Here is a 14,572-nt window from a genome sequence, read left to right as displayed (position 1 = left end):
CCGCGATACACGCGTGCTCCACCGGGACGATAGGGTTAACCTGCCCGGGCCGGGTGGACTCGTACGGGTGGGGAGTGACATGGATCAGATAACAGTGCGCAGCAGGGCCAGGGTCCCTGCGATCACCTGCGGGAGCAGCGCGACCAGTTCGCGCCTCGACCGCCATCTCGCGGTACTGGCGGGTCCCGCCGTGCCGCAGCGGGAGGCGGCAGAGGCGACCTCGTTGATGCGTGAGCTGACCACGCGGGACACCGTGCGCGAGCGCAGCGACCGCACCGCGCGCGTACGCCGTGTCTCGCTCTTCGCCCCGCTGCGCAGGCTCCGTCGCTCGCTGTTCGGCGGACACTGACCCGCACGGGTCACCGCCGAGCGACGTCCCGAGGCCCGTACCCGGCCGGCCCTCCGTCCTGATGCCGCCGCGCTGTCGCCGCCGTCATCCCCACGGCACCGCGGCGGCGTCCCGGAGTGCCACCCGGGTGCGGGCAATTCCCCCGGAATCCACCCCGCGCTCCCCGGCCCCGTCTCACCCGTGCCACGGCCCGGCCCCGGCATGGATCCCGACGGGGCCTTCGCCGTGCCGTGCGCCCGCGGCCGCTCACTCCCCGTCGCGCGCGTACCGGCGCACCGCGAGCGGCACGAACACCGCGAGCAGCACCGCGCACCAGGCCAGCGACCCGGCGACCGGGTGCGCCACCGGCCAGGCCGCCCCGTCCGGCACCGGCGCGTTCCCGAACAGCTCCCGCAGCGCCGTCGTGACCGCGCTGATCGGATTCCACTCGGCGACCGTGCGCAGCCACCCGGGCAGTCCGCCGGCCGGGATGTAGGCGTTGGACAGCAGCGGCAGCAGGAACGTCGCCGCGCCCAGCTGGCCCGCCGCCTCCTCACTGCGGGTGAGGAGCCCCAGGAACACCCCGATCCACGTCATCGCGAACCGGAACAGCAGCAACAGCCCCAGCGCGCCCACCGCTTCGAGCGCCGACCCCTCGATCCGCCAGCCCACCAGAAGCCCGGTCAGCAGCAGTGGCACCGTCCCCACCGCCGTCACCAGCAGGTCCGCCACCGTCTGGCCGAGCGGTACCGCCGCCCTGCTCATCGGCAGCGTCCGCAGCCGGTCCGTCACCCCGCGGTGCGTGTCCTGCGCGGCCTGGAACATACCGGTCATGATCCCGTTCGCCGCGGTCGCCACCAGCAGGCCCGGCACCAGGAAGGACCGGTACTCCTCGCCCGGCATCGCGAGGGCGCTGCCGAACACGTACCCGAAGAACAGCAGCATGTTGATCGGCATGGTCTGGGTGAGGATCAGCAGGCCCGGGTTGTTGCGGACCCGCCGCAGCTGCCGGCCCAGCATCGCTCCGCCGTCGTACACCAGTGTGCTCATGCCGCACGCTCCTCGGTGAGGCGCAGGAAGACGTCGTCGAGAGTCGGCGGCCGCAGGCTCGCGTCGACCAAAGGCACACCCGCCGCGTCGAGTTCGCGCACGAGGCGCGGAAGGGTCAGGGTGCCGTCCCGGGTGAGCGCGCCCACGGCACGCCGTTCGCGGTCGAGCGAGGGTTCGGCGCCGGTCAGCCGGTCCAGCACGGCCGCCGCGTCCACCATCGTGTCCACGTCCCCGACCACCACCTCGATCTGGGTGCCCAGGACCGCCTTCAGCTGGGCGGGTGAGCCCGTCCGCGCGACGCGCCCCCGGTCCATCAGCGCGATGTCGTCGGCGAGTTGGTCCGCCTCCTCCAGGTGCTGCGTGGTCAGCAGTACGGCCGTGCCGGCGGCGGCCAGCTCCCGCACCGCCTCCCAGATCCGGCCCCGGCTCGCCGGGTCGAGTCCCGTCGTGGGCTCGTCCAGGAAGAGCACGTCGGGGCGGCGGACGAGGCTCGCGGCCAGGTCGAGGCGGCGGCGCATCCCGCCGGAGTAGCCGGACACCGGCCGGTCGGCGGCCTCGGTCAGACCGAAGCGGTCCAGCAACTCGTCGGCCCTCTCCGCCGGTCCGCGCACCCGGTGCAGCCGGGCGAACAGCCGCAGATTCTGGCGACCGGTCAGATCGCCGTCCACGGAGGCGTCCTGGCCGGTGACCCCGATGTGGCGGCGTACGGCCGCCGGGTCGCGGAGCAGATCGTGCCCGGCGATCCGGGCGGAGCCGGCGTCCGGCCGCAGCAGCGTGGTGAGCAGCCGTACGGCGGTCGTCTTGCCGGCGCCGTTCGGCCCGAGGAGGCCGCAGACCGTGCCCGGCGCTATCGCGAGGTCGAGCCCGCGCAGGGCGTCGACCTCGCCGAACCGTTTGCGCAGACCTTCACTAAGTACAGCGTACGTAGAAGTCATGGCTCGACCATAGCGCACTACGTACGGTGTACGTAACTACGATGGAGGCCGAGGTGATGTTCCATGGCGGGCAAGGCGTCCGTGCCGAGCGTGATCTGGGCGCGACCGGAGCGGACGGGGCGCGGTCCCAGACCCGCGTTCACGCGCGCGGACATCGCGGCGGCCGCGGTGCGCCTCGCCGACGAGGGCGGGCTGGACGCCGTCTCCATGCGGCATGTGGCCGCGGAGCTCGGCTGCGGCACGATGTCGCTCTACAACTACGTCCCCCGCAAGGAGGACCTGTACGAGCTGATGATCGACGCCATCGGGGCCGAGCACGAGATCGCCGAGCCCTCCGGCGACTGGCGGGCCGACATGGCCCGCAACGCGCTGGAGACCCGGGCGATCATGCACCGGCACACCTGGGCGCCCCGGCTGATGTCCGGGGTGTACGGCTTCAGCCCGAACAGCCTGCGCTACCTGGAGCACTGCCTGGCCTGCCTGGAGCCGCTGGACGTTCCGTACAGCGAGAAGATGGAGCTGGTCGCGCTCCTGAACGGCGTGGTGACGACCTACACGGCCAACGAGATCGCCACCGCCGAACGGACCCGCTCCATGCCGTGGACCGAGGAGGAGGAGAACGCGGTCCGCATCGCCTACCTCGGCGGCCAGGTCGCCACCGGCGCCTATCCCCGGCTGGCCGCGGCCTTCATGGAGAGCAGCGGCCCGATCGACCTGGAGGGGGTGTTCCGCCGGGCCCTGGACCGGGTACTGGACGCCTTCGACCCCGACCGCTGACCCCTCAGATCAGCGCGAGCTGCCCCTCCGGGCCCTCCTCCTGGCCCTCCAGCACCGACGCCGGCCGGCGGGCCCTGGCCGGGACCGGCAGCACCCCCGCCGCCCGCAGGTCCGCCGCCGTGACCGTGGAGGGCAGGTCGTCGCCCAGCGGCGCGGTCTCCGCCAGCAGGGCCAGGACCGTGATGAGCTCCAGCAGTTCGGACGTCCACTCCTGCGGCCAGGACGCCGGGCGGATCGCGGCCAGGGTGCCCGGCTCGGCGTCCGCCGTACGCGCCGTGAACCACTGCTCCAGCACCCGCACCCCGCCCACCGCGAAGTCCCAGGCGGCCACGGGCACCGGCGAGATACGGCCCTCGCCGAGAAGGAGGACCTCCTCGTCGCGGTCGTACTCCAGGGCCGGCGGCCGGGACGGCAGGGGAGCGCGGACGTACGGGCGGCGCCCGCCGGGCAGCTTGGGCCGGTCGCCGTCCCGGCGCAGCAGCCACAGGATCCGCCGGCCCGACTCCACACCGCGCGCCCACAGCGCCGGATCGTCGGTGAGCGGCACCCGCAGGTCCGGGCGGACCGCGGCGAACGTCCAGGCCAGCACGTCATACGCTTCGACGGGAACCCCCAACCGGCTCTCCAGGTACGGCAGCAGGCCGGGCGCGAGATTGGGTTCCGTGCCGTGCGGGCGCCGGTAGAGCGGGCGGACGCGGCCCGGCCGGACCAGCGGGAGCAGCGAGGTCGCCAGCAGGCCCGTCTCCGGGCTCTCCACGACGAAGACCTGGCGTGTGTCCGCCACCCGCCACAGCTCCGGGCGGGCGGCGTCGATCAGCCGGTGGTCGGGGATCAGCCACTGCTCGTCGAAGGGGGCGGCCAGCACCCGGACCGGCTCCGGGCAGGGACCGGAGGCGCGCAGCAGCTTGCCGGTGCCGGTGGACTGGCCGGGCAGCTGGGCGGCCGCCGAGTGCAGGGTGCGCGAGCGGGTCGGCTCCAGCAGGGCCTCCCGGTCGGGGCCCTCGGCCTTCACGAACGCGTCCCAACGCGCTTTCAGGGACGCCGCGTCGGGGCCCGCCGGCCAGCCCCGGCCGAGCCGAGGCGGTGCGACGGACCACGGCATGAGGTCCGCCAGCGGCGGAGCGTCGTCGTGCGTCACGCCCGGCATCGTACGGCCTGGGCGCCGCCCGGCGGTCAGGTGGCCTCCAGGGTCACCGTGAAGGAGAAGCGGTCGCCCCGGTAGTGGATGACGGCCGCGTCCAGCACCCGGCCCGCCGCGTCGTAGGTCAGGCCGGTGTAGTGCAGGATCGGGCTCAGCAGCGGGACCTGGAGCAGCTTGGCCGTCTCCGGGTCGGCGAGCCGGGCCTCCACGGTGTCCGTGATCCGGCTGATGTCCGCCCCGACGACGTCCCGCAGCACCTTCGTCATCGGCCAGCGCAGCAGATCGTCCGGGTCGATGCGGGAGGCCAGCTCGGGACGGACGTAGTTGCGGGCGTGGTTGGTCGGTTCGCCCGTCGCCCCGTCGCTGCGCAGCCGGTGGTACGCCGCCACCTCGTCGAGGTCCGGGAAGTGCTCGGCGACCTCGGCGGGCACCGGCGCCGGTCCGTGCTCCAGCAGTTCGGCCGTCATGCCGGACTGCTGGGCCACGATCGCGTCCACCGAGCCGAGCAGCCGCACCGGGGCGCCCCGGCGGGCGTCCGGCTCGATGAAGGTGCCGCGCCGCCGGTGCCGGGTGATCAGGCCCTCGTCCTCCAGCTCCTTGAGGGCCTGGCGCATCGTCAGCACGCTCACGCCGTAGTGCTCCGCGAGCTGCTCCTCGGTGGGCAGGCGCAACGGGTCCTGCGGCCGGCGGCCCAGTATGGAGGCGCGCAGCGACTGCGACACCTGGTACCAGAGCGGCAGTTTGCGGTTCAGGACGATGGAGTCCGGGGCGAAGGGGGTCACGGGCTATCCGTACCTTCCGCGGATCGGTCAGCGCAACGGACGGAAGTGACGCTCCAGGCCGTCCCAGACGTCGTCGTACCGCCGCTGCAGGTGCTCGGCGCCGGCCGCCTGGGGGGTGAGCGTCACCGGCCAGCGGGTCTCGAACATGAACGCCAGACCGTCGTCGATCTTCTGCGGCTTCAGCTCGGCGGCGCTCGCGCGGTCGAACGTCTCCCGGTCCGGGCCGTGCGCCGACATCATGTTGTGCAGCGAGCCGCCGCCGGGCACGAAGCCCTCCGCCTTCGCGTCATACGCGCCCTCGACCAGACCCATGTACTCGCTCATCACGTTCCGGTGGAAGTACGGCGGCCGGAAGGTGTCCTCACCCACCAGCCAGCGCGGAGCGAAGACCACGAAATCGACGCCGGCCAGACCGGGGGTGTCCGACGGGGACGTCAGCACCGTGAAGATCGACGGATCGGGGTGGTCGTAGGAGATGGTGCCGATCACATTGAAACGGCGCAGATCATAGACGTACGGCACATGGTTGCCGTGCCAGGCGACCACGTCGAGGGGGGAGTGGCCGTAGGTCGCGGTCCACAGGTTCCCGCAGAACTTGTTGACCACCTCCACGGGACCCTCGGTCTCCTCGTACGCGGCCACCGGCGCCTTGAAGTCCCGGGCGTTCGCCAGGCCGTTGGCGCCGATCGGGCCGAGGTCGGGCAGCTGGAACGGCGCACCATAGTTCTCGCACACATAACCCCGGGCGGAGTCGTCCAGCAGCTCCACACGGAAGCGCACCCCACGGGGGATCAGCGCGATATGTCCCGGCTCCACATGCAGCATCCCGAACTCGGTGCGCAGCAGCAGCCCGCCGCGCTCCGGGACGATCAGCAGCTCGCCGTCGGCGTCGCTGAACACCCGCTCCATCGAGGCGTTGGCGTGGTACAGGTGCACGGCCATCCCGGCGCGCTGAGTGGCGTCGCCGTTTCCGCCGAGCGTCCACAGCCCGGCCAGGAAGTCGGTGCCGGGCGCCGGGTCGGGCAGCGGGTTCCAGCGCAGCCGGTTCGGGTCCGGGACCGTCTCGGTGAAGGGCGCCGTGCGGATCGCGCCGTTGCCGGTGCGGGTGAACGCCGGGTGCTGGGCCGAGGGGCGGATGCGGTAGAGCCATGAGCGGCGGTTGTGCGCCCGCGGCTCGGTGAAGGCCGAACCGCTCAGCTGCTCCGCGTACAGGCCCAGCGGGGCGCGCTGCGGGGAGTTGCGGCCCTCCGGGAGGGCGCCCGGCACCGCCTCCGAGCTGTGCTCGTTGCCGAAGCCGGACAGATACGACAGGCCCTCGGCGGTCTTCCGCGCGTCCGCGCTCATGCTCGCTCCCTTGCGATCCGATTCCTATGCTTCACCGTAGGATTGCGATTTCCCGGGCGCAAGAGATCCGCCCGGACTCGTCGGGGAAGATCCGCCGGGCCCGGTCCGTCGTACGACGTGAGGCGGAGACGGACCAGACTCAAGGGGGATCCCCGCTGTCGGACCCGTGTTCTAGTCTCCGGACATGTCGTGGAGACGGTCCCTTCCCGCGGCCCTCGTGGCCGCCCTTCTGCTGGCCGGGGCGGCCGGCTTCGGCTCCGGCACGCCCGGCGGGCAGGACGGCATCGCGTCCTCGCCGGTCGGCAAGGTCCTGGACGACACCGACGGCGAGGGCCGCCACTACCGCGAGGTCGACGAAGGGGACGCGCCCGGTGTCGGCATCGAGGTCGAGCCCGACCCGGCCCGCGCCGGCGACTGGGACGTACGGCTGACCCTGCGCAACTTCCGCTTCTCGCCCGCGGATGCCCGGACCGAGCCGGCCCCGGGGCGCGGACTGGCCCACCTCTTCGTGGACGGCCACCGCGTCGCCGAGCTGCGCACCGACCGGTACCGCATCCCCGCGTCCCTCGTCCCGCGCGGCACGCACCAGGTCACCGTCCGGCTGTACGCCGACGACGGCACCGTGTGGGCCGTGGAGGAGGCCCCCGTGGAGCGGACGGCCGACATCACCGCCTCGGAGGCGGAGGGCGCGGAGGCGACGGGTGAGCCGGCCCCGTGACCCCGGGGGCCGATGTTCACCGGGTCGTGCCCGAGAGGCATCATGAGACCGTGCCCCATCCCGCATCGCTCCGCCGGGCGCCCGTGCAGCGGCGCAGCGCCGAACGGCTGACCAGGATCCTGGACGCCTGTGCCGACCTCCTCGACGAGGTCGGCTACGACGAGCTGAGCACCCGGGCCGTCGCCCAGCGTGCGGGCGTGCCCATCGGCTCGGTCTACCGGTTCTTCGGGAACAAGCGCCAGATGGCCGACGCCCTGGCCCAGCGCAACCTCGAACGCTTCAGCGACCGCGTCACCGAGCGCCTGAAGGAGGCGGGTGACGGGGGCTGGCGGGCGGCCCTCGAGGCCCTCCTGGGCGAGTACGTCGCCATGAAGCGCACGGCGCCAGGGTTCTCCCTGGTCGACTTCGGCAACCAGATCCCGGTCGGCACCCGGGGCGAGCCCAACCGCCGTGTCGCCGACCGGCTCACCGAACTGCTCGCCGGCCACCTCGGCCTCGAACCGGACGACGATCTGCGCCGCACCTTCCTCGTCGCCGTGGAGACCGCCGACACCCTGGTCCACCTCGCCTTCCGGATGGCGCCGGAGGGCGACGAGCGGATCCTGGGGGAGGCGCGGGAGCTGCTGGAGGCGTATCTCCGCAGGGTGCTGGACTGAAAGCGGCGGCCTGGGGCTGAGGGCGGCGGCCCTCGGGGCGAGGGCTCAGCGCGGCGGTCTCCGATCCAGGGCCGAGAGCCAGGGGCTCCCCACCGTGCGTACCGGTCGGTATGCTCGGCGCACGGCGACGCGCACCGCCGCCGTCACCCACCCCGGGAGGACCCGTGTCCCGCACCGCACTGCGCATCTGCCCCCTGTGCGAGGCCACCTGCGGCCTGACGCTCACCATCGAGGGGACCGAGGTCACCGGCGCCCGCGGCGACCGCGACGACGTCTTCAGCAAGGGGTTCATCTGCCCCAAGGGCGCCGCCTTCGGCGCCGTCGACGCGGACCCCGACCGGCTGCGCACCCCGCTCGTGCGCCGGGACGGCGTCCTGCGCGAGGCCACCTGGGAGGAGGCCTTCGACGCCGTCGCCGCCGGACTGCGCCCGGTCGTCGAGCGGGACGGCCCGAACGCGGTCGGCGTGGTGCTCGGCAACCCGAACGTGCACACCATGGCCGGCGCCCTCTACCCGCCGGTCCTCATCGCCGGACTGCGCACCCGCAGCCTCTTCACCGCCTCCACGGTCGACCAGATGCCCAAGCACGTCTCCAGCGGCCTCCTCTACGGCGACGCCAACGCGATCCCCGTACCCGATCTCGACCGCAGCGACCATCTGCTGCTGATCGGGGCCAACCCGCTGGAGTCCAACGGCAGTCTGTGCACCGCCCCCGACTTCCCCGGCCGGCTGAAGGCGCTCAAGGCGCGCGGCGGCACCCTCACCGTCGTCGACCCGCGCCGCACCCGCACCGCCCGGCTCGCCGACCGGCACATCGCCGTCCGGCCCGGGACGGACGCGCTGCTCCTCGCGGCCGTCGCGCACACCCTCTTCGAGGAGGACCTTGCCGACCCGGGAGACCTCACCCCGCACCTCCAGGGCCTCGACGAACTCCGGGACGCGCTGCGGGACTTCACCCCGGAGGCCGTCGCCGAGGCGTGCGACGTCGACGCCGGCACCATCCGCGCCCTCGCCCGCGAGCTCGCCGCCGCCCCCGCCGCCGCCGTCTACGGGCGCATCGGCAGCTGCACCGTCCCGCACGGCACCCTCGCCAGCTGGCTCGTGGACGTCTGCACCATCCTCACCGGCAACCTCGACCGCCCCGGCGGCGCCCTCTTCCCGCAGGCCGCCACCGACCGCACCCCCCGCCCGGCCGGACCCGGCCACGGCTTCGCGCTCGGACGCTGGCGCTCCCGGGTGAGCGGCCACCCCGAGGCCAAGGGCGAACTGCCGCTCTCCGCGCTCGCCGAGGAGATCGACACCCCCACCGACGAGGGCACGCCCGTCCGCGCCCTGATCGCCGTCGCCGCCAACCCGGTGCTCTCCGCACCCGACGGCGACCGCCTCGACAAGGCGCTGGACTCCCTGGAGTTCATGGTCAGCGTCGACCCCTACCTCAACGAGACCTCCCGGCACGCGCATGTCGTCCTGCCGCCGCCCCCGCCGTCGCAGAGCCCGCACCACGACTTCGCCTTCAACACCCTCGCCGTGCGCAACCAGGTCCGCTACACCCGGCCCGCGGTCCCGCTGGAGCCCGGACGTATGGCCGAGACCGAGATCATGGCCCGGCTCGTCCTGGCCGCGACCGGCCTGAACGGCACGGACCCGTCCGCCGTGGACGACATGGTCATCGGGCAGACCCTCGGCAAGGCCGTCACCGAACCGCACTCCCCGGTGCACGGCCGCGACCCACAGGAACTCGCCGCGCAGCTCACGGGCGTCAGCGGCCCCGAGCGCCGCCTGGACATGATGCTGCGCCTCGGCCCCTACGGCGACGGATTCGGCGCCCGCCCCGACGGGCTCACCCTCGACCGGCTCCTCGCGCATCCGCACGGCATCGACCTCGGCCCCCTCGCCTCCCGGCTGCCGCAGCCGCTGAAGACCGTCAGCGGCAAGGTGGAGCTGCTGCCCGAACCCATCGCGGGCGACCTGCCCCGGCTGCGGTCCGCGCTGCGCGAGCGCCCCGACGGGCTCGTGCTGGTCGGCCGCCGGCATCTGCGTTCCAACAACAGCTGGATGCACAACGTCCCCGCCCTCACCGGCGGTTCCAACCGCTGCACCCTGCACATCCACCCCGACGACGCCGGCCGGCTCGGCGTCCGCGACGGGGCGCCCGTCCGGCTGAAGGGCGCCGGGGGAGAGGTGACCGCGCCCGCCGAGGTCACCGACGCCGTACGCCCCGGCGTGGTGAGCCTGCCGCACGGCTGGGGGCACGACCGCCCCGGCACCCGGCTCGGCCACGCCTCCGGCAACCCCGGCGTCAACGTCAACCAGCTCCTCGACGGCCGCGCGCTCGACCCGCTGTCCGGCAACGCGGTGCTCAACGGCGTGCCCGTCGAGGTGTCACCGGTGGCCGAAACGATCAGCGCGCTGACCTGAGCAAAGCTCTGACCTGGACTTCTGCGCTTATTGCTCGCGTGTCAACGTCTTGTTAACGCTGTTCGGCGGGACCTAACGTCCAACGCACCGCCGGCCCTGGTGGGTCGTTCAAGGGCGAACGTTAGGTATCCACTCATGCTGACCATTCTCGGCTTCGCCATGATCGCGACCTTCCTGGTCCTGATCATGATGAAGAAGATGTCACCGATCGCGGCGCTCGTGCTGATCCCGGCCGCGTTCTGCGTCTTCGTCGGAAAGGGCGCGAAGCTCGGCGACTACGTCATCGACGGCGTCACCGGCCTCGCGCCCACCGCGGCGATGCTCATGTTCGCGATCGTCTACTTCGGGGTGATGATCGACGTCGGCCTGTTCGACCCGATCGTGCGGGGCATCCTCAGGTTCTGCAAGGCCGACCCGATGCGGATCGTCGTCGGCACGGCGGTCCTCGCCGCCATCGTCTCGCTCGACGGCGACGGCTCGACCACCTTCATGATCACGGTCTCGGCGATGTACCCGCTCTACAAGCGCCTGAAGATGAGCCTGGTCGTGATGACGGGTGTCGCCGCGATGGCCAACGGCGTGATGAACACGCTCCCTTGGGGCGGCCCGACCGCCCGCGCCGCCACCGCGCTCAAGGTCGACGCCGGCGATGTCTTCGTCCCGATGATCCCCGCCCTCGCCGTGGGCCTGGTGGCCGTCATCGGCCTGGCGTACGTCCTCGGTGTGCGCGAGCGCAGGCGCCTCGGGACGCTCGCCCTCGACGAGGTCCTGGTGACCGAGAAGGAGACCGAGACGGTCCTCGTGGGCGCCGGCGGCACCGGCACGCCCGACTCCCCGGCGCCCGGCGGCGGTTCGGGCACCACCACGGCCACCACCACCGGCACCACCACCACCGGCTCCGACGACGCCGCCGACGAGCGCTTCGCCGCCCTCGACCCCGACCGGCCCACCCTGCGCCCCCGCCTGTACTGGTTCAACGCGCTGCTCACGGTCGTCCTGCTGACCGCCATGATCATGGAACTGCTGCCCATCCCGGTGCTGTTCCTCCTCGGCGCCGCGCTCGCGCTCTCCGTCAACTTCCCCCACATCCCCGACCAGAAGGCCCGGCTGGCCGCCCACGCCGACAACGTCCTCAACGTCTCCGGCATGGTCTTCGCCGCGGCCGTCTTCACCGGTGTCCTCCAGGGCACGGGCATGGTCGACCACATGGCCACCTGGATGGTGGACGTCATCCCCGAGGCCATGGGCCCGCACATGGCGCTGGTCACCGGGGTGCTGAGCCTGCCGCTCACCTACTTCATGTCCAACGACGGCTTCTACTTCGGTGTCCTGCCCGTTCTCGCCGAGGCCGGGGCCGCCCACGGCGTCACCCCGCTGGAGATGGCCCGCGCCTCCCTGGTCGGCCAGCCGCTGCACATGTCCAGCCCGCTCGTCCCGGCCGTCTACGTGCTCGTCGGCATGGCCAAGGTCGAGTTCGGCGACCACACCCGGTTCGTGGTCAAGTGGGCCGCCGCGACCTGCCTGGTGATCCTGGGCGCGGGCATCCTGTTCGGCACCATCTGACCCGCAGTCCCTCGGCACCGTCCTACGGAGGAATTCGCTCATGGCGCCCGGTGGGAACCGCGGCTGGCTGCTCCGCCTCGTCATCGCCTTCAGCTTCGCGCAGGGGGCGGTGTCGATGGCCCGGCCCGCCGTCTCCTACCGGGCCCTCGCGCTCGGGGCCGACGAGCGGGCGGTGGGCGTGATCGCGGGTGTGTACGCCCTGCTCCCGCTGTTCGCGGCGGTCCCGCTGGGCCGCCGTACCGACCACGGGCGCTGCGCCCCGCTGCTGCCCGCCGGGGTCGTGCTGATCTCCGGGGGGTGCGCGCTGAGCGGTCTGGCCGGTTCGCTGGGCGCGATGGCCGTCTGGAGCGGGGTGATGGGCCTCGGCCACCTCTGCTTCGTCATCGGCGCGCAGTCCCTCGTCGCCCGCCAGTCCGCACCGCACGAACAGGACCGCAACTTCGGGCACTTCACCATCGGCGCCTCCCTCGGCCAGCTCGTCGGGCCGATCGCGGCGGGCGCGCTGATCGGCGGCGCCGACCGGGCGCACAGCAGCGCGCTCGCCCTGCTGGTCGCGGGCGCCGGCTGCGCGGTCGCCTTCTCCTCGCTGTGGCGCATAGAGAGCCGTACGGCGGCCGGGTCCCGGAAGGCGCCGGGGGACCGGGTGCCCGTCCGGCGCATCCTGCGCGCCCGGGGTGTGCCGGCCGGCATCTTCGTCAGCCTCTCCGTGCTCTCCGCCACCGACATCCTCACCGCCTACCTCCCGGTGGTCGGCGAGCACCGGGGCATCGCACCCTCCGTGATCGGGGTGCTGCTCAGCCTGCGCGCCGCGGCGACCATCGCCTGCCGGCTGGTCCTCACCCCGCTGCTGCGCCTCCTCGGCCGTACGGCCCTGCTGACGGTCACCTGTCTGCTCGGCGCCGTGCTCTGCGCGGGCATCGCGCTGCCGGTGCCGGTCTGGGCGCTCGCCGCGATGCTGACGGCGCTCGGGTTCTGCCTCGGCGTCGGCCAGCCGCTGTCCATGACGACCGTCGTCCAGGCGGCCCCCGACGGCGCCCGCTCCACCGCCCTCGCGCTGCGGCTGACCGGCAACCGGCTCGGGCAGGTCGCCGCGCCCGCGTCGGCGGGCCTGGTCGCGGGAGTGGCCGGGGTGGCGGCGCCCTTCGTGATGCTGGGCGCGCTGCTGCTGGTGTCGGCGGGGACGGCGCTGCGCTCGCCCGCACGGCCGTCCGGGGAGACGGAGGACGGCGGTCCACGGCAAGGACCGGAGGCCGTATTGCGTCGAAAGAGTGGTATCTGATGGGCCGTAAGGCCCTGCTGCCACGATCTTGAGGGCAGATGTGAAAGAGAGTCAGAGACGAGCGATTTGTACGAAAATCGTCTGACTCGGAGGACTCGCATGCCCACCACGCCTCTTCGACGCCGCGCCGCGCGCATCGCCGCCGTCACGGCGCTCACCGCCGCGCTGACCCCGATCACCGGGCTGCCGTCGGCCGGAGCAGCCGCTCCGATGGCCCCGGGGGACAACGGCACCCTCAAGGTCCACACGGCACCGTGGGACGGGGTCGCGCGCACTCCGTACGGCGACGCCATCGACGAGCCCAGGGTCTGCCGGTTCTACCTCGACGCGGCCAACTTCGAGACCGTCACGGCCGTCACCTGGAACATCGTCACCGCGCCGGCGGTCCCGAGCGGAGCCACGCTGAACGGCACCCTCAACCTCAGGAACGGCATCGGGCACACCGAGGACCTGACGCTCCCCGACGGCCAGTACCGGCTGACCTGGGAGTTCACGGGCGCCACCGCCACCAACCGGGAGAAGACCTTCACCGTCGACTGCCGGGCCTCCATGTCGACCCCCTCGCCCGCCCCGCAGGGCGGACCCGCTGCGGGGGGTGGCGGCATCGCTCGTGACCAGGCCTTCACCACGGTCGCCGGCGCCGCCGCCGTCGGCCTGACCGCCGTGGGCGGGGTGATGTGGTACCGGCTCCGTCGCCGTACGCATGGCGCGTAGGCGGCGCCGGCCCTGGTACCGCAGGCGCCCCTACCGGCTGGCCAGGACGGCGGTCCTCACCGCCGTCCTGGTGATGGGCGCCGACAAGGTCGTCCACCGGGAGGGCCACGGAGCCGGCACGGCCGCGCCGGCTCCGGAGCCCAAAGCGGTCGAGGCCGGTGACGCGCGCCCCGGTGTCACCGGCCCCGGCGCCTCCCCGGACCCGTCCCCGGGTTCCCCGACCCCGACCCCGGCCCCGAGTCCCGTCCGTACGTCCGCCGCGCCCCGGCCCAAGGCGGCGTCCCCGCGGCCCGCGCCCCGCACGCTGCCCCGCTCCCGGGCGACCCGCATCGTCATCCCGTACATCGGCGTCGACGCCGCGCTCATGGACCTGGGGCTGGACAGCGAGCGCCGGCTGGGGACACCGCCCGAGGACAAGCCCGAACTGGCCGGCTGGTATACGGACGGGCCCTCGCCGGGGGAGCCCGGCACCGCCGTCGCCGTCGGCCACCTGGACACGAACACCGGGCCCGCCGTCTTCGGCGGCCTGGGCGAGCTGAAGCGCGGCAAGCGGATCGAGGTGCGGCGCGCCGACGGCCGTACCGCCGTCTACACCGTCGACGCCATCAAGGCGTACGAGAAGGACAAGTTCCCCAACCGGCTGGTGTACGGCAGCCGCGACCGGCCCGAGCTGCGGCTCATCACCTGCGGCGGCACCTACGACCGCAGGACCGGCTACTCGGGCAACGTGGTCGTCTTCGCGCATCTCACCGCGACCCGCGAGCCCGGCCGGAAGGGCTGAACGGAAGCGTCCGCTTTCTCACGTGCTGGACCGCGCCATCCGATCCGGCCCGTTCCCTTCCCCCGGCCGCACACATTCCGTTAACTT

General features: G+C 73.2%; 14 protein-coding genes. 9 read left to right on the top strand and 5 right to left on the bottom strand.

The window, feature by feature from the left end:
• The first annotated feature begins 79 nt into the window (after positions 1 to 79).
• Positions 80 to 349: a hypothetical protein gene (locus KBY32_RS29540; RefSeq protein ID WP_055622800.1), complete on the top strand. Its 270-nt coding sequence runs from the start codon at positions 80 to 82 to the stop codon at positions 347 to 349.
• Positions 350 to 595: 246 nt separating this feature from the next.
• On the opposite strand, the gene KBY32_RS29535 is transcribed toward KBY32_RS29540, so the two are convergent.
• Positions 596 to 1,378: an ABC transporter permease gene (locus KBY32_RS29535; RefSeq protein ID WP_210982251.1), complete on the bottom strand. Its 783-nt coding sequence runs from the start codon at positions 1,376 to 1,378 to the stop codon at positions 596 to 598.
• A complete protein-coding gene (locus KBY32_RS29530) occupies positions 1,375 to 2,313 on the bottom strand; it encodes an ATP-binding cassette domain-containing protein (protein WP_210982250.1) in 939 nt (312 codons plus the stop codon). Before KBY32_RS29530 ends, KBY32_RS29535 begins: the two co-directional genes overlap by 4 nt.
• A gap of 63 nt (positions 2,314 to 2,376) precedes the next feature.
• Between KBY32_RS29530 and KBY32_RS29525 the strand changes: the two genes are divergently transcribed.
• Positions 2,377 to 3,090, top strand: coding sequence for a TetR/AcrR family transcriptional regulator (locus tag KBY32_RS29525; RefSeq protein ID WP_210982249.1), 714 nt, complete (start codon positions 2,377 to 2,379; stop codon positions 3,088 to 3,090).
• A gap of 4 nt (positions 3,091 to 3,094) precedes the next feature.
• Here the strand turns inward: KBY32_RS29525 and KBY32_RS29520 are convergent, their stop codons facing one another.
• The 3 genes from KBY32_RS29520 to hmgA are packed head-to-tail and all read right to left on the bottom strand — an operon-like array spanning position 3,095 to position 6,357.
• Positions 3,095 to 4,237: a type ISP restriction/modification enzyme gene (locus KBY32_RS29520; protein ID WP_210982248.1), complete on the bottom strand. Its 1,143-nt coding sequence runs from the start codon at positions 4,235 to 4,237 to the stop codon at positions 3,095 to 3,097.
• A 26-nt stretch (positions 4,238 to 4,263) separates the two neighbouring features.
• The gene (locus KBY32_RS29515) at positions 4,264 to 5,013 is read right to left on the bottom strand and encodes a GntR family transcriptional regulator (protein WP_055622805.1); all 750 of its coding nucleotides are present in this window, start codon (positions 5,011 to 5,013) and stop codon (positions 4,264 to 4,266) included.
• A 27-nt stretch (positions 5,014 to 5,040) separates the two neighbouring features.
• On the bottom strand, positions 5,041 to 6,357 hold the full coding sequence (hmgA, locus tag KBY32_RS29510) for a homogentisate 1,2-dioxygenase (protein ID WP_210982247.1): 1,317 nt from the start codon (positions 6,355 to 6,357) through the stop codon (positions 5,041 to 5,043).
• Between the two features lie 184 nt (positions 6,358 to 6,541).
• On the opposite strand from hmgA, the gene KBY32_RS29505 reads away from it, so the two are divergent.
• The 7 genes from KBY32_RS29505 (at position 6,542) to KBY32_RS29475 (ending at position 14,485) form a co-directional block, all read left to right on the top strand.
• The gene (locus KBY32_RS29505) at positions 6,542 to 7,075 is read left to right on the top strand and encodes a hypothetical protein (protein WP_210982246.1); all 534 of its coding nucleotides are present in this window, start codon (positions 6,542 to 6,544) and stop codon (positions 7,073 to 7,075) included.
• A gap of 50 nt (positions 7,076 to 7,125) precedes the next feature.
• Positions 7,126 to 7,731 carry a TetR/AcrR family transcriptional regulator gene (locus KBY32_RS29500; RefSeq protein WP_210982245.1) on the top strand — a complete coding sequence of 202 codons (606 nt, stop codon included), beginning with the start codon at positions 7,126 to 7,128 and terminating at the stop codon, positions 7,729 to 7,731.
• A 164-nt stretch (positions 7,732 to 7,895) separates the two neighbouring features.
• Positions 7,896 to 10,148, top strand: a complete 2,253-nt coding sequence (locus KBY32_RS29495; protein WP_210982244.1) for a molybdopterin oxidoreductase family protein — start codon at positions 7,896 to 7,898, stop codon at positions 10,146 to 10,148.
• A gap of 135 nt (positions 10,149 to 10,283) precedes the next feature.
• Complete coding sequence (locus tag KBY32_RS29490; RefSeq protein WP_210982243.1) at positions 10,284 to 11,711, top strand: CitMHS family transporter; 1,428 nt, start codon at positions 10,284 to 10,286, stop codon at positions 11,709 to 11,711.
• A 40-nt stretch (positions 11,712 to 11,751) separates the two neighbouring features.
• Positions 11,752 to 12,990 (top strand): MFS transporter, encoded by a 1,239-nt coding sequence (locus KBY32_RS29485; protein ID WP_210982242.1) that lies wholly within the window; start codon positions 11,752 to 11,754, stop codon positions 12,988 to 12,990.
• A gap of 99 nt (positions 12,991 to 13,089) precedes the next feature.
• Positions 13,090 to 13,704, top strand: coding sequence for a hypothetical protein (locus KBY32_RS29480; RefSeq protein ID WP_055622811.1), 615 nt, complete (start codon positions 13,090 to 13,092; stop codon positions 13,702 to 13,704).
• Positions 13,694 to 14,485 (top strand): class F sortase, encoded by a 792-nt coding sequence (locus tag KBY32_RS29475; RefSeq protein WP_210982241.1) that lies wholly within the window; start codon positions 13,694 to 13,696, stop codon positions 14,483 to 14,485. Before KBY32_RS29480 ends, KBY32_RS29475 begins: the two co-directional genes overlap by 11 nt.
• The last annotated feature ends 87 nt before the right edge of the window (positions 14,486 to 14,572 follow it).

The sequence above is a fragment of the Streptomyces sp. RK62 genome, from assembly GCF_018070255.1.
In the GTDB taxonomy this organism is placed as follows: domain Bacteria; phylum Actinomycetota; class Actinomycetes; order Streptomycetales; family Streptomycetaceae; genus Streptomyces; species Streptomyces nigra.
This window is presented reverse-complemented; position numbering and strand designations above follow the sequence as displayed.